Source organism: Phenylobacterium sp. Root700, assembly GCF_001429025.1.
Taxonomy (GTDB): domain Bacteria; phylum Pseudomonadota; class Alphaproteobacteria; order Caulobacterales; family Caulobacteraceae; genus Phenylobacterium.
Genome location: NZ_LMHT01000032.1, coordinates 61,199 through 84,380, shown reverse-complemented (window position 1 = coordinate 84,380; position 23,182 = coordinate 61,199). Strand labels below are relative to the sequence as shown.

At 67.5% G+C, this 23,182-nt stretch carries 22 protein-coding genes; 9 read left to right on the top strand and 13 right to left on the bottom strand.

The features are described 5' to 3' along the window. Positions 1 to 11: 11 nt before the first annotated feature. On the top strand, positions 12 to 1,208 hold the full coding sequence (locus ASE02_RS17005; protein ID WP_235536735.1) for a CaiB/BaiF CoA-transferase family protein: 1,197 nt from the start codon (positions 12 to 14) through the stop codon (positions 1,206 to 1,208). Here ASE02_RS17005 and ASE02_RS17000 read toward each other — a convergent pair. Further along, positions 1,205 to 2,029 carry a transglycosylase SLT domain-containing protein gene (locus ASE02_RS17000; protein ID WP_056735725.1) on the bottom strand — a complete coding sequence of 275 codons (825 nt, stop codon included), beginning with the start codon at positions 2,027 to 2,029 and terminating at the stop codon, positions 1,205 to 1,207. The two genes, ASE02_RS17005 and ASE02_RS17000, sit on opposite strands and share 4 nt — an antisense overlap. 279 nt (positions 2,030 to 2,308) lie before the next feature. On the opposite strand from ASE02_RS17000, the gene ASE02_RS16995 reads away from it, so the two are divergent. Next, the gene (locus ASE02_RS16995) at positions 2,309 to 4,732 is read left to right on the top strand and encodes a TonB-dependent receptor (protein ID WP_056735724.1); all 2,424 of its coding nucleotides are present in this window, start codon (positions 2,309 to 2,311) and stop codon (positions 4,730 to 4,732) included. A gap of 20 nt (positions 4,733 to 4,752) precedes the next feature. On the opposite strand, the gene ASE02_RS16990 is transcribed toward ASE02_RS16995, so the two are convergent. Then, positions 4,753 to 6,498 (bottom strand): ATP-binding protein, encoded by a 1,746-nt coding sequence (locus ASE02_RS16990; protein ID WP_235536734.1) that lies wholly within the window; start codon positions 6,496 to 6,498, stop codon positions 4,753 to 4,755. A gap of 244 nt (positions 6,499 to 6,742) precedes the next feature. On the opposite strand from ASE02_RS16990, the gene ASE02_RS16985 reads away from it, so the two are divergent. Further along, positions 6,743 to 7,426, top strand: a complete 684-nt coding sequence (locus ASE02_RS16985; RefSeq protein ID WP_056735722.1) for an energy transducer TonB — start codon at positions 6,743 to 6,745, stop codon at positions 7,424 to 7,426. Positions 7,427 to 7,441: 15 nt separating this feature from the next. Here the strand turns inward: ASE02_RS16985 and ASE02_RS16980 are convergent, their stop codons facing one another. The 8 genes from ASE02_RS16980 to ASE02_RS23190 form a co-directional block, all read right to left on the bottom strand. Further along, the gene (locus tag ASE02_RS16980) at positions 7,442 to 8,611 is read right to left on the bottom strand and encodes an acyl-CoA dehydrogenase family protein (protein ID WP_056735721.1); all 1,170 of its coding nucleotides are present in this window, start codon (positions 8,609 to 8,611) and stop codon (positions 7,442 to 7,444) included. Positions 8,612 to 8,623: 12 nt separating this feature from the next. Further along, positions 8,624 to 9,658, bottom strand: coding sequence for an FAD-binding oxidoreductase (locus tag ASE02_RS16975; protein WP_056735720.1), 1,035 nt, complete (start codon positions 9,656 to 9,658; stop codon positions 8,624 to 8,626). Between the two features lie 75 nt (positions 9,659 to 9,733). Next, positions 9,734 to 10,510 carry an ABC-2 family transporter protein gene (locus tag ASE02_RS16970; protein ID WP_056735719.1) on the bottom strand — a complete coding sequence of 259 codons (777 nt, stop codon included), beginning with the start codon at positions 10,508 to 10,510 and terminating at the stop codon, positions 9,734 to 9,736. Beyond that, positions 10,507 to 11,346, bottom strand: a complete 840-nt coding sequence (locus ASE02_RS16965; RefSeq protein ID WP_056735718.1) for an ABC-2 family transporter protein — start codon at positions 11,344 to 11,346, stop codon at positions 10,507 to 10,509. Before ASE02_RS16965 ends, ASE02_RS16970 begins: the two co-directional genes overlap by 4 nt. Further along, entirely contained in the window at positions 11,312 to 12,292 is a 981-nt protein-coding gene (locus ASE02_RS16960) for an ATP-binding cassette domain-containing protein (RefSeq protein WP_056735717.1), read from the bottom strand. The genes ASE02_RS16965 and ASE02_RS16960 overlap by 35 nt, the downstream gene beginning before the upstream one ends. A 310-nt stretch (positions 12,293 to 12,602) precedes the next feature. Then, positions 12,603 to 13,733, bottom strand: a complete 1,131-nt coding sequence (locus tag ASE02_RS16955) for a ferritin-like domain-containing protein (protein WP_056735716.1) — start codon at positions 13,731 to 13,733, stop codon at positions 12,603 to 12,605. Between the two features lie 93 nt (positions 13,734 to 13,826). Then, on the bottom strand, positions 13,827 to 14,337 hold a 511-nt coding region (locus tag ASE02_RS23375; protein ID WP_369818582.1), incomplete at its 3' end, for a TetR/AcrR family transcriptional regulator. Next, positions 14,337 to 14,462: a hypothetical protein gene (locus ASE02_RS23190; RefSeq protein ID WP_255354056.1), complete on the bottom strand. Its 126-nt coding sequence runs from the start codon at positions 14,460 to 14,462 to the stop codon at positions 14,337 to 14,339. The genes ASE02_RS23190 and ASE02_RS23375, both read right to left, overlap by 1 nt. A gap of 168 nt (positions 14,463 to 14,630) precedes the next feature. Here ASE02_RS23190 and ASE02_RS16940 point away from each other — a divergent pair, with 168 nt between their 5' ends. Beyond that, positions 14,631 to 16,088 carry an NAD(P)/FAD-dependent oxidoreductase gene (locus ASE02_RS16940; RefSeq protein WP_056735713.1) on the top strand — a complete coding sequence of 486 codons (1,458 nt, stop codon included), beginning with the start codon at positions 14,631 to 14,633 and terminating at the stop codon, positions 16,086 to 16,088. A 139-nt stretch (positions 16,089 to 16,227) separates the two neighbouring features. Here ASE02_RS16940 and ASE02_RS16935 read toward each other — a convergent pair whose 3' ends face one another. Continuing rightward, positions 16,228 to 18,606, bottom strand: coding sequence for an ATP-binding protein (locus ASE02_RS16935; protein WP_056735712.1), 2,379 nt, complete (start codon positions 18,604 to 18,606; stop codon positions 16,228 to 16,230). Positions 18,607 to 18,739: 133 nt separating this feature from the next. Further along, entirely contained in the window at positions 18,740 to 19,717 is a 978-nt protein-coding gene (locus ASE02_RS16930) for a LysR family transcriptional regulator (RefSeq protein ID WP_056735711.1), read from the bottom strand. Positions 19,718 to 19,819: 102 nt separating this feature from the next. Between ASE02_RS16930 and ASE02_RS16925 the strand changes: the two genes are divergently transcribed. The 5 genes from ASE02_RS16925 to ASE02_RS16905 all read left to right on the top strand — a co-directional run bounded on the left by ASE02_RS16925 (position 19,820) and on the right by ASE02_RS16905 (position 22,397). Then, positions 19,820 to 20,380 (top strand): hypothetical protein, encoded by a 561-nt coding sequence (locus ASE02_RS16925; RefSeq protein ID WP_156406101.1) that lies wholly within the window; start codon positions 19,820 to 19,822, stop codon positions 20,378 to 20,380. Then, the gene (locus ASE02_RS16920) at positions 20,380 to 21,012 is read left to right on the top strand and encodes a GNAT family N-acetyltransferase (protein WP_200957711.1); all 633 of its coding nucleotides are present in this window, start codon (positions 20,380 to 20,382) and stop codon (positions 21,010 to 21,012) included. The genes ASE02_RS16925 and ASE02_RS16920 overlap by 1 nt, the downstream gene beginning before the upstream one ends. After that, positions 21,009 to 21,551 carry an isochorismatase family protein gene (locus tag ASE02_RS16915; RefSeq protein ID WP_056735709.1) on the top strand — a complete coding sequence of 181 codons (543 nt, stop codon included), beginning with the start codon at positions 21,009 to 21,011 and terminating at the stop codon, positions 21,549 to 21,551. The genes ASE02_RS16920 and ASE02_RS16915 overlap by 4 nt, the downstream gene beginning before the upstream one ends. Beyond that, positions 21,548 to 21,811: a hypothetical protein gene (locus tag ASE02_RS16910; RefSeq protein WP_056735708.1), complete on the top strand. Its 264-nt coding sequence runs from the start codon at positions 21,548 to 21,550 to the stop codon at positions 21,809 to 21,811. Before ASE02_RS16915 ends, ASE02_RS16910 begins: the two co-directional genes overlap by 4 nt. Before the next feature lie 169 nt (positions 21,812 to 21,980). Next, on the top strand, positions 21,981 to 22,397 hold the full coding sequence (locus ASE02_RS16905; protein WP_082602164.1) for a helix-turn-helix domain-containing protein: 417 nt from the start codon (positions 21,981 to 21,983) through the stop codon (positions 22,395 to 22,397). Here ASE02_RS16905 and ASE02_RS16900 read toward each other — a convergent pair. Further along, positions 22,394 to 23,149 carry an RNA methyltransferase gene (locus ASE02_RS16900; RefSeq protein ID WP_235536733.1) on the bottom strand — a complete coding sequence of 252 codons (756 nt, stop codon included), beginning with the start codon at positions 23,147 to 23,149 and terminating at the stop codon, positions 22,394 to 22,396. The two genes, ASE02_RS16905 and ASE02_RS16900, sit on opposite strands and share 4 nt — an antisense overlap. Between the last annotated feature and the right edge of the window lie 33 nt (positions 23,150 to 23,182).

Sequence of the window (23,182 nt, the reverse complement as noted above, 5' to 3'; positions counted from 1 at the left end):
AGGTGCGTCGCGTGCTGCTGCAGGGTTTGAAGGTCGTCGAATTCGCCTCCTATATCGCCGCGCCGGGCGCCGGCGGCGTCCTGGCCGACTGGGGCGCGGAGGTGATCAAGGTCGAACGGCCCGAGGGCGATCCGATGCGCCAGGTCTTTGGCGACGCCAGGAGCACCCTGTCGGGCAATCCCACCTTCGGCCTCGACAACCGCGGCAAGCGCGCCGTCGTGCTCGACATCTCCAAGTCTGAGGGACGCGAGGCCCTCACCCGATTGGCGACGGGGGCCGACATCTTCCTCACCAATGTCCGCCCCGCCTCCCTGAAGCGCGCGGGCCTTGACGACGAGACCCTGCGGGCGATCAATCCGCGCCTGATCTACGCCGTGGTGACCGGATACGGCTTGGAGGGACCTGACGCCGGCAAGCCCGGCTTCGACGTCACCGCCTTCTGGTCACGCGCCGGCGTGGCCCACATGCACGCGCCGAAGGGAACCGACCCGTTCATCCTGCGCACCGGGGTCGGCGACCACATGACCTCTCTGGCCACCGTCTCGGCGATCCTGGCGGCGGTCTATGAGCGCGAGAAGACCGGCGTTGGGCGACTTGTTCAGACCTCGCTGCTGGCCACCGGCGTCTATGCAGTAAGCTCCGATCTCGCCGTGCAGTTGGCGTTCGGCAAGCTCGCCTCGAACCGACCCCGCAGCGCGCCCTTCGATCCGGTGGCCAACTTCTACAAGAGCCGCGACGGCCAGTGGTTCGTGGTCAATCCGCGCGGCGCCAGCAAGGATTGGCAGCTGCTGGCGGCCGCCTGCGACCGCCCCGACCTTCCAGACGACGAACGCTTCCTCACTGGACGGCTGCGCAAGGATAACAGCGCCGCCCTGGTCGCCGAGTTGGACCAGGCGTTCAGCGCCATCGATTTCGCCGAGATCGCGCGCCGCCTGGACGAGGTCGATCTGGTCTGGGCGCCGGTGCAGACCCCGGCTCAGGTCGTCGATGATCCGCAGGTGGCCGCCGCCGGGGCGTTGCTGGAGGTCGAGGACGGACAAGGCGGAACCTACCGCTCGCCCGCCGCGCCGGCGCGCTTCCCAGGCGCCGACGCCACGGTGCGGCCGGCCGCGCCTGGTCTTGGCCAACACACCCGGGAAGTCCTGGTCGAGATCGGTTACTCCGGCGCGGAGATCGAAGCCATGCTCGCGGCCGGCGCCGCGGCCTAGTTGGACTTGTCGCGGGCCTCGGCCAGCACACGCAGCATTTCACTGGTGAACAGCGACCCGGTCATCCGCACGCCCGAACTGGCGTCGTCGTCGGATTGCGAGCCGCGCAGGATGATGTCGACCATGGCGTCCTGCCCGTCCTGCAAGGTCCGCTGACGGGCCGAGGCGTACTGGATGAAGCCGTCGACCGGCGCGGCGCGCGGGGCGGTGGTCGCATGGCCCGCCCCGCCGGTCTTGGTCAGGTTGGCGTAGACCTCGGCCACCGTGGCCGCCCGGCCGTCGCGGTAGAAGATCGACCGGTTGGCGCTGGCCGCGTCGGGAAAAATGCTGGCGGCGCTGGCGCCGGGCCTCGTCTGGACGGCCTCGATCAGCCTGGCCGACCCCTGCGGGCCAAGGAAGTGGGCGGCGTAGAGCTCGCCCGCCGTCGGCGCTCGCCCCACCCGCCCCTTCAGATAGGACGCGTGATCGGAGGTCAGTTCGCCGGCCATCAACGAGGCCGCGTGCGGGTCGAGCCGCAGGTCCATGACCGCCTTGCGCGCCTCGGCCCCGCTCACCCGGTAGCGACCGTCGGCCCCCTTGGTGATCAGTTCGGCGTAGCGCGCGTAGCCGTACTTGGCCCCGTGCTGCTTCAGGGTGGAGAGCCAGGTCTGTTCGACAAACTGGAACAGGCCCGCCGCCGAGGATGTCGGGGCCTTGGCCTTGGGATCATATCCGCTCTCGCGAGCGGCCGTGCCCATGAGGAAGCTGAAATCCACGCCTGTGGCGTTGGACGCGCGCTGGATCGCGGCTTCGACGACTCCCCTGATTCCATGGATGGCCATGGGCAATATCTGCCCGGTCATGGTTAACGCGGCGCTAACCATATCTCACCGCTCGCGCGCTGTTGGAAGGTCATGACCTAAGCCAACCTTAGCATTGGCCTATGTTCGACGCCTCGAGATCATTTTTGACTTCACCGCCAAAACATTCATGCGCAGGCCGACCTGCGCCAGAAGTCACAGCCGCCAAAAATCTCATATCAGTCAGTTTTATCGACTTGCCGTTCCGTAAAGCCGGGCCAACACTTCGGCTCATAAGAATAGCTTCGGGGAGTTTTCATCATGTCTGTCAAAAATTTGCTGGCAAGTTCGAGCGCGTTCGCCCTGCTCTTCATCGGCCTAGAGGCCCATGCCCAGACCGCCGCCGCCGACGCCCCCCGAACGGTCGATGAGATCGTCGTCACCGCACAGAAGCGAACACAGAGTCTGCAGGACGTCCCCATCGTCGTGACGGCGGTCAACGCCCAGCAACTGCAAGACGCCGGCGTGCGGGACATCAAGGACCTGACCGTGGTGACCCCGGGCCTGACCGTCACCACCACCGGCAGCAACACCTCCACCACCGCGCGGATCCGCGGCATCGGCACCGTCGGCGACAACGTCGGCCTGGAGTCGTCCGTCGGCGTGGTGATCGACGGGGTCTATCGCCCCCGTAACGGCGTGGCGTTCGGCGATCTCGGCGATCTCGAACGCATCGAGGTGCTGAAAGGGCCGCAGGGCACCCTGTTCGGCAAGAACACCTCGGCCGGCGTCATCAACATCCTGACCAAGCGCCCGGAATTCCAGGTCGGCGCCAACAGCGAGGTCACGGTCGGCAACTTCAGCGCCTTCGGCGCGGCGCTGTCCCTGACCGGCCCCATCGTCGCGGAGAAGGTGGCCGGGCGGCTGTTCCTGGCCGGGCGCTCGCGCGACGGGTTCTACGACGTGGTCGGCGGCGTCCCCACCAACGACCAGAACTTCTACACCGCCCGCGGCCAGATCCTGGTCCGGCTGAACGACGACGCCGAGGTCAATTTCGTCGCCGACTACACGGACAAGAACGAGCGCTGCTGCGGCGCCGTCCAGATCAAGAACGCCGCCGGCCCCACGGCGGTCCTGAACTCGATCGTCCCGGGCGCGATCGCCAATCCGCCGAACCCCAAGGCCTTCACCGCCTACGGCACGCATGACGATCTCAAACACGTTGTGGACAAGGGCGTTTCGGCGACGCTCGACTGGACCACCCCATGGCTCGGCGGCGCCCGGTTCACCTCGATCACCGCGCTGCGCGACTGGAAGAGCCAAGGCGGCGGCGACACCGACGGCACCCTGGTCGACGTGCTCTACGGCCCGGCCGTGGACAGCAGCAATCCAGGCTCGGTCCAGTTCCGCCAGTTCAGCCAGGAATTCCGCCTGGCCGGCGACACCGAACGGCTCAACTGGCTGGTCGGCGCCTTCTTCACCAACGAGAAGCTGACCCAGCACGTTCGCCTGGTCTACGGGACCCAGTTCGAGAACTACGCCAACGGCCTGTTCGGCGGCGCCCTGCCGCTGTTCACCGGCCGGCCGGCCAACGGCTCGACCTTCGTGGCCGGCCACGGCCAGAACGACACCTACAAGCAGGAGGAAAAAGGCGCGGCGATCTTCACCAACAACAGCTTCAAGATCACCGACAAGCTGACCCTGACCGGCGGCGCGCGCTACACCTGGGAAAAGAAGGACCTCGACACCGTCTGGAACAACACCGACGGCGGGATCGGTTGCCTTACGGCCCTCTCGCGGGTCCCCACCCTGGGCGCGCCCGGCGCGCTGATCTGCGGCACCTTCCAGAACCCGGCCTTCTCGCAGCTGGGCTCCAACTCGCAGCGCCTGCGGGAGGAAAAGGCCACCGGGACGGTCAAGCTTGACTACCGCTTCACCCCGCAGATCCTGGCCTATGCGTCCTACGCGCGGGGCTACAAGGCCGGCGGCTTCAACCTCGACCGGATCGCCCAACCGACCCAATCGGGCGGCAAGCCGGCCGCGCCGATCCTCAACACCAGCTTCAAACCCGAGATCGTGGATTCCTACGAAATCGGCATGAAGAACACGCTGTTCGACCGCACTGTCCTGCTGAACGGCACGATTTTCTACCAGGAGTTCACGGACTTCCAGCTCAACAGCTTCAACGGACTGGTCTTCAACGTCACCTCGGTCCCGACCGTCATCTCCAAGGGCGTCGACGCCGACTTCATGTGGTTCACGCCGATCAAGGGCCTGACCGTGAACAGCGGCGTCACCTACGCCGAAACCTACTATCCGAAGAGCACGGCCAGCGTTCTGGGCAGCCCGCCCCCGCCGCCAGCCAACCCGACCGGCAACCAACGCCTGCCCGGTTCGCGCCTCTCGCTGGCGCCGCTCTGGTCAGCGTCGCTGGCGGCGACCTACGAGCATGAGATCACCGACAACCTGGTCGGCCGCGTGGCCGTCAACGCCAAGTACCAGTCGTCCTACAACACCGGCTCGAACCTCGATCCGGTGAAGACCCAGCCCGGCTTCACCCTGGTCAACGCCCGGATCGGCATCGGCCCGGACGACCGGAGCTGGCAGGTCGAGGCCTGGGCTCAGAACATCTTCGACGAGTATTACACCCAGGTCGGCTTCGACGCGGTCGCCCAGAGCGGCTCCTACGACGCCTTCCTCGGCATGCCGCGCACCTACGGCATGACCCTGCGGCTCGCCTACTAGGACGCCGGCGACGGCCCTCGCTAGCTGGCGATGGCCGTCTTCAGCTCAGCGCTCTCGGCCTGCGGGTCGAGAGCGGCCTGCAGCACCGCCAGCAGGCGCTCCATCTCGATGGGCTTGGCGAGATAGTCGTCCATGCCGGCGGAGAAGTAGGCCTCGATCTCATAGGCCTGGACACTGGCGGTCAGGGCGATGATCGGGGTTCGCGCTCGCCCCTTGGCCCGCTCCCGCGCGCGGATCTTGGTGGCCGCGGTCAGGCCGTCCATCACCGGCATGTGGATATCCATGAAGATCGCGTCCCAGGTCGCGGTCTCCCACGCCTCCAGGGCCTCGGCGCCCGAAGCCACCGCCGACACGTCGAGGCCGAACTGAGCCAGCAACGTTTGGGCGACCAGCCGGTTGGTCGGATTGTCGTCGGCGACCAGCACCCTTGCGCGGTCCAGGCCCTGGGGCTCGGCCCGCGCCTGAGCGTCCGCCGGCGCCGACGTCACCCTCAAGGGGACGCTGAAGGCGAAGCAGGCGCCGCGGCCAGGCGCGCCGGTCGCGCTGATCTGGCCGCCCATCAGATGAAGGATCTCCCGGCAGATCGCCAGGCCCAGGCCGGCCCCGCCGAACCGCCGGGTCGACGAGGCGTCGGCCTGGACGAACATCTCGAACAACGCGGCGCTGTCGACGGCGGCGAAGCCGATGCCGGTGTCGAGCACGCTGACGCTCAGCAGATCTCCATCGCAGTCGATCCGGGTGGTGATCGCGCCTTGTTCAGTGAACTTCAGGGCGTTCGACAACAGGTTGTTGAGCACCTGCCGCAGCCGCGCGGCGTCGCCGATCCGCCATCCGCGAGCGCTGGGCGCGATCTCGAAATTGAACGCCAGGCCCTTCTCCAGGGCCAGGCCGCGATAGAGTTCGGCCAGGTCTTCGGCCCAGCTCTCCAGGTCGAAGGCGCCCGGCTCCAGCTCCAGCTGACCGGTCTCGATCTTGGAGATGTCCAGCACGTCGTTGACGGTCGACAGCAGCACCTGGCCCGAGGCCTGGATCGTCTCCAGCCGCGCGCGTTGCCCCGCGCTCATCTCATCCAACGACATGGCCTGGGCCATGCCCAGCACGCCGTTCAGCGGCGTGCGCAGTTCGTGGGTGATCATAGCCAGGAATTCGCTCTTGGTGCGATTGGCCGCCTGTTCCCGCTCGGCCAGGTCCTGGGCGTGGCGACGCAGTTCGGTGTTGCGCGCCAGTTCCAGCTCGATCTGGCGGTTCAGGGCTTCGGCGGCCAGACGGGCCTTCAGTTCGCGCATCACCGCGCCGCGCATCAGCGACGACATGCCGGTGGCCGCGAACCCCGCCGCCAGACCGATGAAGGTGTACTGGTTGCGCACCTCCGGCGAGGACTGCGTCGCCATCAGCCACATGCAGGCCAGGGCCGCCGCGACGCTGGGATAGGCCGTCCGCCGGGTCGGGCTGGCCGTGGCGAAGGCCAGCGACATCACCACGAAATAGGAGAGTTTGTGTTCCTGATAGTGGATCGACAGATAGACGACGACATTGGCCAGGACGGCGATATTGGCCGCCAGCACCATGGCCTCGATCCGGGTCAGGCGTCGCTCGCCGCGCCGCACCAACCACGCAAAGCCAAGCACCATGACCGCCGTGATAGCCGATAGACCAGCCAGAACCGCTAGGTTCCAGCCCTGCTCATCGAACCCATGGGCGACAGTCACGACGCAGTAGTACAGCCCCAGCACGCCCAGAAAGCCTTGGACGATAGGGGCGAACACGCCCGCGAGTTCCTGAGACAGGACGGAGTCCTGACGCGATTGTTCCCTGCGAATGACCGCGCCCTCCCCCAATATGGAGGTTCTTCTCGCACGTCGCGGTTGAACCTAGATTAACGCCCCAACGAAAATACCACTTGGAATGGTCGCCCTCTCGCCATGGTTCAGCTGCGCCACGGTCAAGCTCCGGCCACGATCTCGGCGCGACCCTTTGTTTCGGTGACGAAACAAAGAAAGGGAGGTCGCCATGGTTATTCGCCAATTCCTGCCTGTTTTCGGAAGGCCCGAACGCCGGCCGCGCTCGCCGGCGGTCAAGATCGCCATCATCGCGTCGATCGCGGTCCATGGCGGCCTGGCCGTCTATCTCGCCGTGCAGACCTGGGCCCCGCCGGAGCCGGTCGTCGTGCCCGAAGGCCCGATCATCAACGTGCAGACCTTCACGCCTCGGCCGAAGATCGAGCCCTTGCCGACCCCGACGCCGAAGGTCTCGCCGAGGGTGGCGGCCCCGATCACAGACAGCTTCCCGATCCCGACGCCGATCCCCATGGCGCCAGCTCCGGTTCCGGCTCCACCGCCTGAAGGCCCGGTCGCCGGCCTCGCCCCCACGCCGCCGGCGCCGCCTGTCGCCAAGCCGGTCGTCCGCGCGCCCGACTGGCTGGCCAGGCCCGGCGCACGCGAATACGCCCGCTTCTATCCGGACAGCGCTCTGCGGCGTGAGATCGGCGGCCAGGCCGTCCTGGCCTGCACGGTCGGCGCCGCGGGCACGCTCAGCGGCTGCAGCGTGGTCGGCGAGACGCCGGAGGGCGAAGGCTTCGGCAAGGCGGCCCTACGGCTCGCGCCCTACTTCAAGATGAGCCCGCAGACGCAGGACGGCCAGCCCGTCGACGGGGCCAGCGTCCGCATCCCGATCCGCTTCAACCTCGGCGGCTAGGCGGCAGGGGCCTGCTTAGTAGCTCTTGGGCAGGCCCAGCACGCGCTCGGCGATGTAGTTCATCACCATCTCGCGGCTGATCGGCGCGATCCGGGCGATCATCGCCTCACGGAAGTAGCGCTCGACGTCGAACTCCTTGGCGTAGCCCATGCCGCCGTGCGCCAGCACCGAGGCTTCGCAGGCGTTGAACCCCGCCTCCCCGCCCAGGTACTTGGCGGCGTTGGCCTCGGCCCCACATTCGCGGCCGGCGTCGTAGAGCGCCGCGGCCTTGAAGGCCATCAGGTTCGCCGCCTCCAGCTCCGCCCAGGCCTTGGCCAGCGGATGGGCGACGCCCTGGTTCTGACCGATAGGACGCCCGAACACCACGCGCTCCTTGGCGTAGGTCGTGGCCCGCGCCAGCGCCGCGCGGCCCAGGCCCACGGCCTCGGCCCCGAACAGCACCCGTTCGGGGTTCAGCCCCTCCAGCAGGTAGTAGAAGCCCCGCCCCTCCTCGCCGATCAGATCGTCAGCCGGGATCTCCAAGTTGTCGATGAACACCGCGTTCGACTCGACCGCCTTGCGGCCCATCTTCGGGATCACCGTCGCCGAGATCTTGCTGCGGTCGAAGTCGGTGTAGAACAGGCTGAGGCCCTCGGTGGACTTCTTGACCTGATCCTTTGGCGTGGTGCGGGCGATGATCAGCATCTTGGTCGCGCGCTGGGCCATGGTCGTCCACACCTTGCGGCCCGAGATCACATAGCCGTCGTTGGTGCGCACCGCCTTGGTGGTCAGGCTGGTGGTGTCGAGACCGGAGTCCGGCTCGGTGATGCCGATGCAAATCTTGTCTTCGCCGGAGATCAGCCGCGGGATCGCCCGTTGCTTCAGGGCCTCGGAGCCGAACTTGGCGATCGGCATGGGGCCGAAGATGTTCAGGTGGACGGCGCTGGCCCCGGAAAACCCCGCGCCGGACTGGGCGACCGCCTGCATGACCAGGGCCGCTTCCGTCAAACCAAGCCCCGCGCCGCCCAGGCTGATCGGCATGGCCGCGCCCAGCCAGCCGCCAGCCGCCATGGCCGCGACGAAGGCCTCGGGAAATTCGCCGGTCTCGTCGGTCCGGCGCCAGTACTCGGCGTCGAAACCGGCGCAAAGGCGGGTGACGCTCTCGACGATCGCCTGTTGTTCGTCGCTCAGCCAGAAACCGCTCATGACGCCTATCCCCTACTTGCCGGCGGCGTTGAACCTCGCCGGGTTCAGCCGCTCGGCATAGGGGCCAACTTCCCCCTCCGTCACGCAAGCCACGATCAGCCTGGCGACCAGCGGGGCCAGCAGCCAACCGTTGCGGCGCGCGCCGACCGCCAGCAGGACGCCGTTGTGACGTCCGCGTCCGACCATCGGCAAGCCGTCCGGCGTCGCGGCGCGGACGCCGGTCTCGGCGGTGAAGTCAGCGCTCGCAAAGGCCGGGAACAGCCGGGTCCCGGCGGCTCGCAAGGCGTCGACCTGGCCCGGCTCGACGGAGCGGTCATCCAGGCCTGCCTGCATGGTGGCGCCGATGGTCAGGTCGCCCGGCGCGCCGGTCACATAGGCGCCCTGCCCGCGCACGACGACGCCGTCATGGGCCGCGCGCGCGCGCAGGATGTGGCCCTTGATCGGCGAGAGATTGGCCAGCTCCGGCGCCACCACCGCCAGGTCGCGGCCATTGCCGGTAGCGATCACCAGCCGCTCGCCGCCCTCAAAACCCGTGGCCCGCTCTGGGCGAAACACCACGCCCGCCGCCTGCGCGGCGCGGCGCAGGGCGGCCAGGGTCTGGCCCGCCTCAATCCGCCAGTCCTCACGCACCAGGAAGCCGCGCGTCCAGCGCGGCGCCAGGCCCGGAGCAAGACCGTCCAGGGCGCGGCGTTCGAGTTCGGTGGGATGCAGGCCCAGAGTCCGCAGGCCCGCCTCGGTCCGCGCCAGATAATCGGTTTCGCCCACCGCCACCGCGCCGGACCGATCGATCCTCACGCCGATCCGCGCCTCCAGCGCCGGCCACAGGTCGCGCGCGGCGCCGAGCAGATCGAACTGCGGGGCGGTCGCGGCGTCCAGCACCGCCTCGAAGGCCGGGGCCAGCATGCCCGCCGCCACGCCCGAGGCGTTGTCGGCCGGCCCGGCCGGATCGAAGACCGTGACCTGCGCCCCAGCGTCGGCCAGGGCCAGCGCCGTCGTCAGGCCCAGCGCGCCGGCTCCGGCCACGGTGATCTTGGCGCCTCTTCTCATGAGCCTAACCACCGGGCTTCGCGCTCAAAATCAAGCTCGGAACCACAAAAGATGCGGCCGATTTCGCCGGCCGGTTCACGCAACCGAAGCGCCGCGACGATAACGCTTGAGGCCCAGGTGGAAGAAACCGGCCGCCAGCGCCGCGTAACCGCACGCGGCGCTGATCACCACCGCAACGCTGCGAACGCCCGGTTCACGCAGCATCTCAACCGGCGCCATCACCACGAAGCCGGCGGGCAGGATGCTGTAGGCGATCACCTTGACCGCCCCCTCGTAGATCGATCCCGGATAGCTGGAGAACAGCAGGGTGAAGTCGGTCAGGTCGCGAGCGAAGCTGCGCGCGCCGGACGCCCAGAAGGCCAGGCTGGCGAACGAGATCGCCGCCGACAGGTAGACGGTCAGGCCGGCCGTCAGCGCGACCAGCAATAGCGGCAGATCGGCTAGCTTAAGGTCAGCGAACAGGCCAAGGACGATGATCCCGCCCGCCAGATCGCCCCACGACGTAGCCAGGCTTTCGCGCGCGAGCAGCCGCGAGATCAGGCCCTTCGGCTGGGTGAGCAGCGCGTCCAGTTCGCCGCGCAGGACGGAGATCGCCATGTCGCGATAGCCGCCGAACACCGTGCCGCAGAGGCCGACGATGGTCATCATCAGCCCCAGGAGCAGCGCCAGGTCGGCGAACCCCCAGCCGCCGACGCTCTTGAAGCCGGCGAAGAACAGCACCCACAGCGTCAGAAACACGGCGTTGTTGATGAACATGCCAGCGACCTGAAGGGCGAAATTGGCGCGGTCGGCGAAGGACATCCGCACGGCGGCGGCGGCCTGCAGCGCGTAGAGCCGCACAAACGCGATCATACCCCGCCCTCCCGCAGCACCTTGGCCAGCCCAGCCCGCCACAGCCGCACGCAGGCCAGCGACAGCAGGACGATCCACAGCCCCTGCCAAGCCAAGCCGGTCAAAAAACCCTGCCACGACGCCGCGATCGCCTGGGCGCTGGGCCAATAGAGGTGGGCGGCGAAGGGCGAGGCCTTGGCCACGCCCTCCAGCGTCCCGGGATAGAGCGTCACCGGCGCATAGAGCCCGCCCAGCAGGAACATCAGCTTCTGGATCACCAGCTGGAACGGCAAGGTCCGCCGCGCCCAGAAGGCCATCAGCCCCGCCAGGGCGTAGAGCAACACGCCGACGACCACGCCAAGAACGCCCAACACCACGATGTAGGGGAAGGCCTCCAAGGCGGGCGGCTCTCGGCCCGTGACCGCCAGCAGGGCGAGCGCCGTCACGCCCAGGGCGGTCAGACGCACCGCCGCCGCCCCTAGGCTCTGACTGAAGGTCTGGGCCAGATACGACTTGGGCCGCAGCAGGTGCGGCTCCAATCCGCCGGAGCGGATATCGTCCTCCAGCTTCAAGTGCACGGCCGGCAGCGCCAGGGTGATCCACTCGGTCACGCCGATATAGAGCGCCAGGCCGCCAGGCGGCAGGTCGCCGGCCTGGGTTCCGGGCAACCGCTCGGCGGCGACCTTGTCCCACAGGGCCGAGAGCACGATCAGCAGGATCACATAGAAGATGCAGCGGCCGACCAGCACCGGCCATCCGGCCAGGGTCTGGCCGACGCCGAGCCGGAAGGCCGACAGCAGCGCGCTGGCCGCGTGCGCCGCCTCAACGGACCGCGAGTGCAGATGCGTAGATGTCATGGATCACGTCCTCCATCGGAGGATCTTCGATGGTGATGTCCTCGACCCCGCCCTGAGCCAGGGCGGCGGTGATGACCTGTTCGACCCGGATCAACCGGGTGTCGACGTCGAGAACCACGGCGTGCGCCTCCGAGGCCCGGCGCGTGACGCCCGGCAGGTCGACGACGATCTGCGGACCGGCCGACAGCACCGTGACGACCTTGCGCCCCAGGAACCGCTTGCGCAGTTGACCGGTCGGCTGGTCCACCACCACCTGGCCAGCGTTGACGACGATCACCCGGTCGCAGACCAGCTCGATGTCGCGGGTGTCGTGCGAGGTCAGCAGCACCGTCTGGCCATGATCGCGCGCATGGTCGCGAATGAAGTCGCGGATCGCGGCCTTGGCGGTGACGTCCAGCCCGATGGTCGGCTCGTCGAGGAACAACAGGCCCGGCCCGTGCAACAGGCTGGCGGTGATCTCGCAGCGCATCCGTTGGCCCAGCGACATCCGGTGCACCGGTTGATCCAGCAGGTCAGCCAGGGCGAAGCGCTCGACCATCTCACCAAGCCGCCGCTCGAACACCGCCTTGTCCTGATCGTAGATGTGGCGGAGTTGGTTGAAGCTGTCGCGGGCCGGCAGTTCGCCCCACAGCTGGGAGCGTTGGCCGAAGACCACGCCGATCTTGTAGGCCAGCGCCTTGCGATCCCGCCAAGGCGTCAGGCCCAGCACGCTGGCCTCGCCGGAGGTCGGCTCCAGTATGCCCGACAGGATTTTCAGGGTGGTGGACTTGCCCGCGCCGTTGGGGCCGATCACCGCCACGCGCTCGCCGCGCCCGACCTCGAACGACACGCCGTCGACGGCGTCGATGCTCACATGTTGGGGAGAGAAGCCGCCAAGCAGGCCGCGCCCGCGCTTAGCGTAGCTGTAGCGCTTCCGAAGGTTCGCGATGGTGATGACGGCTGACATGGGAGACTTCGATCTTCGAGAGGGTTCGGACGGCGGCAGGCAGGCATGCAAACGGGTAAAGGCACGGGAGGCCGTACCCACCAGCATTGCGCATCTGTCCGGACAGTCCGGTCATCGAGATCAAATCCAACTCAGCCGCGAAACATGTTCGCGGAACGACGGTAGCTGTAGACGAGGCTTTGACACCGCACAACCATCGGTTTTCCGGCAGTTCAAGATCCTCCCCCNTCTACTGAAGGAGTCGCAGTCCCCCTCACCCGGCCAATGGGCCGGGAGCTCCCCCAGCGGGGGAGCATCTGACGCCGCGATATTACTCCGCCGCGATGGTCACCGGGGCCGCCGAGCGGTCCTTAAAGTTGATCGCCTGGAGGTACTTGATCCCCTCCTCGGCGATGTCGTCGCCGACCATCTTGTCGCCCTCGGCCTTCAGCTCGTCCATGTCGACATAGGTCGCATAAAAGGCCCGCGTCCGTTCGGTGATCAGGCCCGAATTGAACAGGGTCTTGATGAGCACGCGGAAGATGTTGGTCTGGCTCTTCAGGCGTTCGCGGCGACGCTCGTCATTCTGGATCAGGATGACCAACTCGGCCCGGACCCGGTCGGGATCGAGCCCGAAGTCGGCATAGACCCCGGCCTGCTGGTTGGGCGAGCCCATGTTGAACAACAGGCTCTGGAAGCAGTGCGCGGCCCAGTCCTCGACCATGTCGCGTTCGGCCTGGGTCATCTTCGGAATGGTGCGGTCGGCCCAGATCTTCCCGAACTTGTGGTGGAAGGCCTCGTCGGTCATCACCAGCTGGAACAGCTTCTTGGCCAGCGGATCGCGGTTGTACTGGAAGCCGGCCGCAAAGGCGCCCATGGCCAGCCCCTCGACCAACATCTGCATGCCGATGATCTTCTTATAGACCTCCGGCGCTTCGATGATCTCGACCAACAGCGTCTTCAGCACGTCGCCGCAGGGACGTGGCCGGCCCCAACGGGCCTTGATGTACTTGGCGAAGGCGGTGACGTGGCGCGCCTCCTCGCGGGTCTGGTTGGCGGCGTATTCCTGCGCGCCCTGATCCTTCAGCACGTGGCAGAGGCTGGCCGACAGATTCAGCGCGCCTTGCTCGCCGTGCAGGATCGAAGAGAAGTTCCACAGCGCCATCTCGTTGATGAACCTGGCCTTCTGGCCGGTCTTCTCGAGATGCTCGAGCACATAGGGCACGCCCAGCGACATGATCTGGTCGTCGGGCAACAGCGCCTCGTTCTCCATGTCCCACGGCTCGGAGAAGTCGATGTACTTCGGGTCCAGCGGATCCCAGAAATGGTCGTGGGTCGCCGAGATGATCTTGTCGAAAGCGGTCGAGCGCGCGTTGTAGCGATCGAGTTCGAGCATCGACTCGAAGTCGTCCGGAGCCACCGCGTCATACATGACGTCTTTGGTGATGTTGCCGTCGGCCATTGGTTTCCTCCCGGTACAGCAACGGGGAGGATTTGCCGGTGAACACCGTTTGGATAGGGCCGCCTCAGCGGCGCCGGAACAGCGCCTCGAGCNCCGCCCCATGCCCACAGGCCCAGACGGCCAGCGCCACCTTGTGGACGGTGTCGGCGTCGCGGTCCTGCTGGCTGCGCGCCTGGGCGATCGCGCTCTCCAGCACGGCGAAGGCGCTGTCGCGCGCGGCGGCCACCTCCGGTTCCGATATCAGGCCGGCGTCGAACATCAGATCGTAGAGCGCCGGCTGGGAGCGTGCGAAGCCGAAATAGGCCAGCGCGCAGGTGCGGATCGGCGTCGCGTCCGGCGCCGTCGCCGCGGCCTCCTTGAGGGCCGCTTCCAGTTCACGGAAACCACCGGCGGCCAGCCCCGCCATCAGGGCGCTCTTCGAGGCGTAGTGGTGATAGACCGAGCCTGCCGCAATGCCGGCCCGCGCCGCCAGTCCCCGCAGGTTCAGCTCCGAGCGGCCGCCGCTTTCCAGCAGGGCGCGCGCCTCTTCCAGCAACTGAGCCCGCAGGTTGCCCACGTGGTACGGGCGGCGGCTGCGGGTGGTTTCCCCTACACCCCAGGACATCAGACGATCCCTTCACGGTCGCTCGAACCGAGGTCACAGACCCGGCCGGGCAGGACGAACAGCGGCCAGACAGCCAGGGACATGGCGTCCGTGACGGCAAGCGCGGCGGTGAGGCTGCGACTCATGGCTGACTCCATTCGGATGACGCGCCAGGTGATGTTCCCAAGCTTGTCGCGGCTTGTCGAGGTCGCCCCTCCCAAGGCTTCCTCACGACCGCGTCAAACTAACCGTTGATAACCTATAGGCCGGTCGCTAGCCTTTCCGCAACGAGAAGCAGTCGAGGGAACGAGGGCATGGGCGCTGACTACAAGGTCGCCATTCTGGGCGCGGGGTTCGCCGGCCTCTGCATGGGGCTTCGCCTGCAGGCGAAGGGCGAGACCTCCTTCGTGATCCTGGAGAAGGCTGACCGGGTCGGCGGCACCTGGCGCGAGAACGTCTATCCCGGCTCCGGCTGCGACATCCCCAGCCACCTCTATTCCTATTCCTTCGAGCCCAATCCCGACTGGCCGGAGGTCTATTCCGCCCAGCCCGACATCCTCGCCTACATCGACGGCGTGGTCGAAAAGCATCAGCTTTCCAAACACATCCGCTTCAATTCTGAAGTGACGGGCGCGGCCTGGGACGAGGCCGGCGGCTTCTGGCGCATCGCCACGGCCGGCGGCGGCTTCGTGACCGCGCAGACCTTCATCACCGCCTGGGGTCAGCTTAACCGACCCAAGGCGCCGCCGATCGAAGGCCGCGACGACTTCGCCGGCCCCGCCTTCCACTCGGCGCAATGGGACACCTCCGTCGACCTGATGGGCAAGCGCGTCGCGGTGATCGGCAACGGCGCCAGCGCCATCCAGTTCGTGCCGCAGGTGGCCAAGGTCGCCGGAACCCTGACCCTGTTCCAGCGCTCGCCCAACTGGATCGTGCCACGCATGAACCGCCCCTACACCGAGGCGGAAAGGGCCCAGTTCAAGGCCCAGCCCGCGGCCATGGAGCAGGTCCGCAACGAAATCTTCGAGATGGCGGAGGCCCGGCTGGCCGCCAAACGGGCCGGAACCCTGCCGGTCGAGGAAGTCCCGATCCCGCTGGCCCACCTCCACGCCCAGGTCGCCGATCCGGCGCTGCGGGCCAAGCTGACGCCGGATTACGAGATCGGCTGCAAGCGGGTGCTGATCTCCAACGACTTCTACCCCGCCCTCACCCGTCCAAATGTCGAACTGGTCACCGAGGCCATCGCGCGGATGACGCCGCAGGGCGTGGTTGACGCCACCGGCCGCCTGCACGAGGCCGACGTGGTGATCTACGCCACCGGGTTCGAGACCAAGTCGTTCGCCGGCGAGACGGCGATCACCGGCCTGGGCGGCGTCAGCCTGGCGCAGGCTTGGCAGGACGGTCCCGAGGCCTATCTGGGCCTGGCGGTCAGCGGTTTCCCCAACCTCTTCATGCTGTATGGCCCCAACACCAATCTCGGCCACAACTCGATCATCTACATGATCGAGGCACAGGTGGATTACGTGCTGCAGGCGCTGGCCGCCGGCCGCGCTCTTTCGGTGAAGCCGCAGGTGATGGCCCGCTACAACGACGAGCTCCAGCAGCAGCTGGCCCACACGCCCTGGGCGGGGACCTGCACCAGTTGGTACAAGACCGCCGACGGCAAGATCCTCAACAACTGGCCCGACACCGCGCGCGCCTATGCCGACGCCGTGGCCAAGTTCGACATCGAAGCCTACGACGCCGTGAAGGTCGCCGAACCGGCGGAGTAGCTTGCGTCAGGGAGATGCTCCCCCTCTGGGGGAGCTGTCAGCCAAAGGCTGACTGAGGGAGACTTTGACTCCTTCAAAAAGCCCCCTCCGTCGCGCTGCGCGCGCCACCTCCCCCAGCGGGGGAGGATCTTCTAGCCTCTCAAGCCGCCTGGCTTGCGACGGAGCCTTCCAGCACCTGCTGGAGGGCTTCGAACAGCCGCCCGACCTCGATCGGCTTGGGCACGAAACCGTCCATGCCCGCGGCCATATACTCGGCCACCTGATGGGCCATGGCGTTGGCGGTCAGGGCGATGATCGGCGTGCGGGGCCGGCCCTCGGCCGCCTCGCGAGCCCGGATGATCCCGGTCGCGGTCGGGCCGTCCATCTCCGGCATCTGGACGTCCATCAAGATCACGTCCCAGGCTTCCAGGTCCCAGGCCTCGATAGCCTGGACGCCATTTTCGACAATGAACGGATCGATGCCGATCTGGCGCAGCAGCGTGCGCAGCACCAGCTGGTTGACGGTGTTGTCCTCCGCGGCCAGCACGCGCAGCGGCGAGGTGTCGGCCACGGCGTGATGATCCTCCACGGTCGGCGGCGTCGGCAGCACGACGCTGGCGCTCACCCAAACCAGCGGCAGGGTGACCACGAAACACGTGCCCTGGTTCAACTCGCTCGTCGCCCCGATCGCGCCGCCCATCAGGGTGGCGAGTTCGCGGCAAATGGCCAGGCCAAGGCCGGTTCCCCCGTAGCGCCGCGTGGTCGAGGCGTCGGCCTGTTCGAACTTCTGGAACAGCCCGGCCAGCCGCGCTGGCGGAATACCGATGCCCGTGTCGGCGACGCTCAGCCGCAACCCGGCCCCGTCGCGCGCCACACAGACCCGCACCTCGCCCTCTTCGGTGAACTTCAGGGCGTTGGAGACCAGATTGTAGAGGATCTGCCGCACCCGCGTGGAGTCGCCGCGATAGACGCCCTGTGCGCCCGGCTCGATAGCCAGATCGAAGGATAGCCCCTTCTTGTTGGCGATGGCCGTGAAGGCCGCATGTGCGCCGCGCGCCAGTTCGGCGACGTCGAAATGCGCCTCCTCCAGCTCCAGCTTGCCAGCCTCGATCTTCGAGAGGTCCAGCACGTCGTTGAGGATCGCCAGCAGGGTCTCACCGGACTGACGGATCACGTCGAGACGGTCGCGCTGGATTTCCGACAGGCCGTTGTCCACCGCCATCGCCTGGGCCATGCCCAGCACCCCGTTCAGCGGCGTGCGGATCTCGTGGCTCATCGTGGCCAGGAAGGTCGACTTGGCCCGGTTGGCGGTCTCGGCGTCTTCCTTGGCCTGCAGCAAGGCGCGCTCGGCGGCCTTGCGCTCGGTGACGTTTTGCAGCGCGCCGATCAGGCGGGTCGGACGGCCCTCTTCGTCGGTGATCAGGCGGCAGGTCCCCGCCGTCCAGACCTCGCGGTCATCGTTCCGCACCAGGCGGTATTCGGGATTGTAGGGCGCGCCCTCCTCCACATGCTTTCGCCAGGCCTCGATCACCCCCTCGCGGTCACGCGGATCGGCGGTGGAGTAGATGTCCCGGTAAAGCTCTTCGAAGGTCTTGGGTTCGGTGAAGAAGGTGTCTTCCGCCCCGACCTTGATCAGTTCTCGCCGCACATAGTCGATCTCGTAGACATGGATGTCGGCGATCTCCATGGCCAGGGTCAGGCGTTGCTCGGAACGCTCCGTCGCCTCCAGCGCCTCGACCATGTCGGTGATCTCATGGCTAGCCATGATCAGGCCGGCGATATCGCCATCGGCGTTGCGCCAGGGCGCGAGCTCGGCGCCGTACCAGCGGTGAGTCGCTTCGCCTTCGGGGCCCGGAACCCGGTCGGCCTTGATGGTTTCCCCGGCCAGAACCCGCGCATGGGCCGCGCGCCAGCGTTCGAACATCCGTGGCGCCAGCTCATAGAGCGTGCGGCCGTAGACCTCCTGGTTCTCCAGCTCCAACGTCCGGATCCAGCGCGGGCTGGCGCCCAGCACCCGCATTTCCCGGTCGGTGAGCACCAGGGCGACGGGCATGGCCGCGACAATGGCGCCCAGCGTGTCTTGCACGGCGTCGCGTTCGCGCAGGCTCTGCTCGCGGGCCTTGCCGGCCTGGGTGCGGTCCCAGTCGTCGGCGATGAAATCGGCCAGGTCGGTCAGTCGGGTTGCGAGGCTCGCGTCATATGGCCTGGGCTGCCGGCCGCCGACCGCCAGCACCCCCGCCGTCGAACCGTCAGCCAGCCGGATCGGCGCGGCGACGTAGTGGCGCAGATAGGGCGCGCCGATGACCGAGGGATTGTCGGAGAATTTCGGATCGAGGCGCGCATCCTCCACCCAGAGCAGCTCGCCGCTGGCGCAGACCATGCTGGCGACCGGCGCGGCGTCCCGGGTGACGCGGCCTTCGGGATCGCGGCTGTGCCAGGCCAGCCCGCCCTTGATGAACACGACCTGGGAGTCGAAGGCGCCGAACAGCGTCTTGGCGATCCGCGTGGCGCGATCGCAAACAGCCTGGGAGATATCCAAGCCAAACGGACACGACTCTCCTACGCCGTCCGCCATGCCCGATCCCCCCTCTTGTTTTTGTTCGATATCAGCCCGAGGAGGTTCAACGACTAAGGTTAAGAGCCGATTTAGACGGTTGTAACCGCGAGCTGACTCAACCGCGCGCCGTCGCCGCGGGCCAGGACCACCCGGCGAACTCGCGAGGATGGATGAAGTCGGGGCGGAACCACGGCCGCTCGCGCGCGTCGAAGATCCCGGCCACCCACTCGGCGACCCGCGCCACCCGCGCCGACTTCACGGCCTCGCGGTGATGGCAGAGCCAGATCGTCGCCGAGGCCAGCGGCGGAATATCCAACATCACCAAATGCGGTGCGACCGCGACGATCGCGGTCGGAATGGCGCCGATTCCCGCGCCGCGCTCGAGCGCATGCAGCATGGCCGTCGAGGAGTTCACCACCATCGAGGGGGCCGCGAGCTCGACGAAGGCCGAGGTTTTCTTCGCCCAGTTGCCGCGCGCGCTGACCTGGCCGGAGTGGTAGAGGAACCTGTGGCCCACCGCCTCCTCGATCCGCGTGGGGGTCCCATACGTATCGAGGTAGTCCTGCGACGCGAACAGCGCGTAGTGCAGCGTGGCCAAGGGCGTCGCGGCCAGTTCGGGCTTTCCGCCGGCGTCGGTCAGCTGGATCGACAGGTCGATATGGGCGTCGACCGGGTTCTCTGGATAGAAGCCGCAGTCCATGCCAAGCCGAATTCCAGGATTTTCGCGCATGAAATCAGCGACTTCAAACCCGAGCAGATAGCCGCCGATTCCTTCCGGGGCGGCGATCGTGACGTCCCCGGTCTCGGGTGAATCGCTGTCGAAGGTCAGGCGTTCGATGTCGATCGAGGCCCGCTGCATGGTCAGGGCGCGGTCATAGACCAACTCGCCCGCACGGGTCAGCGTCACGCCCCGCAAGCCGCGATCGAAGAGCCGCGCCCCGAGCCTGGTCTCCAGGTCGTCAATTCGGCGCGTGATCGTGGGTTGGGTGGTGCGCAGGCGTCGAGCCGCAGCGCCGAAGCTGCCCCCCTGAGCGGCCGCCACGAAGGTCTTTAGATCATCCCAGTCGGCTAGGCCGCCGTCCCGATTGTCCATCAGATACCTAGAAGACCGTGGCGCCCCCATACGAACTTAGGGGCTGCCCGCTCGAACATTGACGCTCTACCAAATCTCATCTTCGCACAAGAAGGCGAGAAGATGATGTTCATTCGCGATTTCGCCGAGCGCTGCCGCCAAGGACTTGGCGAACTCGGCATGACGCTTGCGAACCAAGACGAAATTACTGAAGGCCGCGCTCTGGCGGCGCGAACAGTCAGTCCAAACATCGCTACGGTCGAAACCCTGGCCCGTGTTCAGGACCTGACCCGCTCTTCTTCGTACACCTTGAGGGCGCCAGACGGAACCATCGCCGGAGTCATCGCGGTCATCCCGCTGACGCCGGCGGCCCGGCCCGGATTGGCGGCCGGCGTGTTCGACGGGGTCTGCCCGCCCGAAGGCGTCGTCGCCCGCCCCGGCGACCCGGTCATCGCCTTCTATGGTTGGGGAATGGCCGGCGCCACCTGGCGCGGCCGGGCCACGGTCATGGCCGGCGCCGTCAAGCTGCATCGCGAGATCTTCCCGACCATCCCCCTCTACGGCCGTGCGGCGACGCCTGGCGGCGAGCGGACCCTGCTTCGACGGATCGGCGCCCACGCCGTTCCGGGCCCCGGCGGCCTGGTGGTCGCTCCGCCCTGGGCTCCGGCCCGAAAGGTCGCCTGATGAACGCCAACGTGCGCATGCCCCTGGAGGCCAGGGCCACCACCGAGGTGGACGAAGGCCAGCTGGAGGTCGTCGTCTGCCGGACCCTGCCCGACCTGATGCAGGCCATGGCGGTGCGCACCCTGGTCTATATCGGCGAGCAGGCTTGCCCCTATGACGAGGAATATGACGGCAACGACTTCGCCGGCGCGACCCACCTCATCCTGCGCCGCGACGGAGAGCCGATCGGCACCCTGCGCATTCGCTGGTTCGCCGACTTCGCCAAGGTCGAACGGGTGGCCGTGCGGAAGGAGTATCGCCGCGGCCGCGCGACGCTGATGCTGATCCTCGCCGCCAAGCGGCTGGCCGAGAAGAAGAACTATCGGCAGATCCTCGGCTACGGGCAGGTCCGGCTGATCCCGTTCTGGGAGCAGTATTTCAACGCGCGCATCCGCGAGAGCCGCGAGGGCTTCGTCGTCTCCGACCACGACTATGTGGAGATGGTCGTGGAAGGCGTGCCGCCCGCCGACGCCCTGACGCTGGACAGCGACCCTCTGGTCCTGCTGCGCCCCGAAGGCGCCTGGGACGAGGTCGGCGTCCTGGATCGGTCCCGCGCGCGCCCGGCGTCGAACCTCGGAGAGCTCTCACGATGAGAGCCCCGCCTCCGGCCGCCCTCATCTGCCTGGACCTGCAGCGCGCCCGCATGAAGGATGCCGTCTCCCCCGCCAGCGTCGCGCGGACCGCCGAGGCCTGCCGCCGGGTTCTGGAGCAGGCGCGCCGTCGCCGCTGGCCGATCCTGCACGTCCACCGCCGCGAACCCGACGCCGACGGCGCACGGCCGATCCTGGGATTGGAGCCGCTGGCCAGCGAGCCGGTCTATATGCGCTCTGGGCCGTCGGCCTTCTCGCACCGGACCTTCACTCAAGCGGCCATGGCCTTGGGCGGCCCGCTCGCCCTGATGGGCTTTTCCCTGAGCGACACAGTCCTGGCGACCGCGTTCGCGGCCGTCGACCGCGAGCTGCCGGTCGAGATCCTGCGCGACGCCGTCGCCGTCAACGCCCGCGACGAACACGCCCTGCGCCAAGCCATGACCGCGCCGCTCCTGTCGCTGTCGCCGCTGTGCCGCATCATCGAATCCAAAGACCTGTTCCAGGAGAATGTCGTGGCCCTGGCCGCGGCGAACGCGCCATGACCCACATCAAGATTCCGCGCCAACCCTGCCTGGCCGAGGCCCCAAGCGCCCAGTTCGAGCTGGATGAAATGGGCCGCCTGAACCCCGACACCGAGCAGCTCCTGCGCATGGCGAGCCTGCTCGGTCCGCGCGACCTGGCCGCACTCTCGCAGATCATCCGGCGGACCGGCGAGATCTGTGAAAGCGACGGGGAGGAAATCGCCCTGGCGGTGCTGGATCAGATCCGGGCCATCCTCGACAATCGGGGTCCGGACGCCTGAGATTTCTCAAGATATCATTGTTTACTTGTCGTACTCGCCCCCAAGCTGAATTATTAACGCTCCGCTGCGACGCAACGTCCACTTCTCGATAAAAGTGTGGCGACCGGGCATACGCCTATGCGAGATAGCGAAATGTGCGTGTTGACGCGCCGTCAGTAGGGACGTTTCAGTGAACGAGAATTCGGAAGATCAAGGTCCTGACCCCATCGACGTGGCCGTTGGCCATCGCATTCGGGTCCGTCGCAAGTGGCTCGGCATTTCCCAGTCGACCCTGGCCGACCACCTGGGCGTGAGCTTCCAGCAGGTCCAGAAGTACGAGCGCGGCGCGAATCGCGTTTCCGCCTCGATGCTGGTCCGGATCGCTCAGAAACTCGACACCTCGGTGGGTGAACTGGTCGGCGAGACCGCCGCCCCGCTCGGCGACGAAACCTTGTTCGAAAAGCTGGCCGTGCCCGGCGCCGTGCAGCTCCTGGAAGCCTTCGCCAGCGTTCAACAGCCGGCCATGCGCACCGCGATCCTGAACCTGACCCGCTCGCTCATCGAAGAGTCCGAAGAGCGCCCGCTGAGCATCAAGCGCGCCCGCTAACTGCTGCGCCTCGCCACGAAGGCGAGGTGATGCAGGACGACCCCGGCGGTCACCGCCACGTTCAGAGAGTCAAAGCCGTCCGCCATCGGAATGCGGACGGTTTTCGCCCTGGCCAACAGCTCCTCAGCCAAACCCGGTCCTTCAGTTCCCAGCACCACGGCGGTCCGCCGTGCGCGGGAGGCCTGCGCCAAGTCCGCCTGGCCGCGCGGACTGAGCGCCACGGTCTCGAACCCCTGCCCTTCGAGCAGTCCCAGGATATCAGCGCCCGGCGCCATGCGTGCGAACGGGGTGATCAGGGCCGCGCCGACCGACACCCGGATCGCCTTGCGGTACAACGGATCGCAGCAGTCTGAATCCAGGATTACCGCGTCGGCGCCGAACGCCGCGGCGTTTCGGAACAGCCCGCCCATATTGTCGTGGTTGGCGATCCCTGACAGCACCAACACCAGGGCGTCGTCCGGCAGGCTCGCCAACAGGTCGGCGGGATCAGGCTCGGCCACCCGCCGCCCGACGGCCAGGATGCCCCGATGGATCGGGAACCCGACCACGGCGTCCAGCACCGCCTGGCCCGCGGCGTAGACCGGCACGTCGCCTGGCAGGCTCTCGATAATCTCCGAGAGCGCCGCGATGCGCTTTTCCGCGATCAGCAGCGAGACCGGCCGATGCAGGCGCGAACGCGCCAGCACCCGCAGGACCACCTCGCCCTCGGCGATGAACAGCCCCTGCCGGCCCACGAGGTCGCGTTCGCGCACATCGCGATAGGCGGCGATGCGCGGGTCGGCGGG

Bases quoted from the DNA above. Each gene is read 5' to 3' on its own strand.
- ASE02_RS17000 (WP_056735725.1), bottom strand. From the start codon at position 2,029: ATGGCCATCCATGGAATCAGGGGAGTCGTCGAAGCCGCGATCCAGCGC.
- ASE02_RS16995 (WP_056735724.1), top strand. From the start codon at position 2,309: ATGTCTGTCAAAAATTTGCTGGCAAGTTCGAGCGCGTTCGCCCTGCTC.
- ASE02_RS16985 (WP_056735722.1), top strand. From the start codon at position 6,743: ATGGTTATTCGCCAATTCCTGCCTGTTTTCGGAAGGCCCGAACGCCGG.
- ASE02_RS16980 (WP_056735721.1), bottom strand. From the start codon at position 8,611: ATGAGCGGTTTCTGGCTGAGCGACGAACAACAGGCGATCGTCGAGAGC.
- ASE02_RS16975 (WP_056735720.1), bottom strand. From the start codon at position 9,658: ATGAGAAGAGGCGCCAAGATCACCGTGGCCGGAGCCGGCGCGCTGGGC.
- ASE02_RS16970 (WP_056735719.1), bottom strand. From the start codon at position 10,510: ATGATCGCGTTTGTGCGGCTCTACGCGCTGCAGGCCGCCGCCGCCGTG.
- ASE02_RS16965 (WP_056735718.1), bottom strand. From the start codon at position 11,346: ATGACATCTACGCATCTGCACTCGCGGTCCGTTGAGGCGGCGCACGCG.
- ASE02_RS16960 (WP_056735717.1), bottom strand. From the start codon at position 12,292: ATGTCAGCCGTCATCACCATCGCGAACCTTCGGAAGCGCTACAGCTAC.
- ASE02_RS16955 (WP_056735716.1), bottom strand. From the start codon at position 13,733: ATGGCCGACGGCAACATCACCAAAGACGTCATGTATGACGCGGTGGCT.
- ASE02_RS23190 (WP_255354056.1), bottom strand. From the start codon at position 14,462: ATGAGTCGCAGCCTCACCGCCGCGCTTGCCGTCACGGACGCCATGTCC.
- ASE02_RS16940 (WP_056735713.1), top strand. From the start codon at position 14,631: ATGGGCGCTGACTACAAGGTCGCCATTCTGGGCGCGGGGTTCGCCGGC.
- ASE02_RS16930 (WP_056735711.1), bottom strand. From the start codon at position 19,717: ATGGACAATCGGGACGGCGGCCTAGCCGACTGGGATGATCTAAAGACC.
- ASE02_RS16925 (WP_156406101.1), top strand. From the start codon at position 19,820: ATGATGTTCATTCGCGATTTCGCCGAGCGCTGCCGCCAAGGACTTGGC.
- ASE02_RS16920 (WP_200957711.1), top strand. From the start codon at position 20,380: ATGAACGCCAACGTGCGCATGCCCCTGGAGGCCAGGGCCACCACCGAG.
- ASE02_RS16915 (WP_056735709.1), top strand. From the start codon at position 21,009: ATGAGAGCCCCGCCTCCGGCCGCCCTCATCTGCCTGGACCTGCAGCGC.
- ASE02_RS16910 (WP_056735708.1), top strand. From the start codon at position 21,548: ATGACCCACATCAAGATTCCGCGCCAACCCTGCCTGGCCGAGGCCCCA.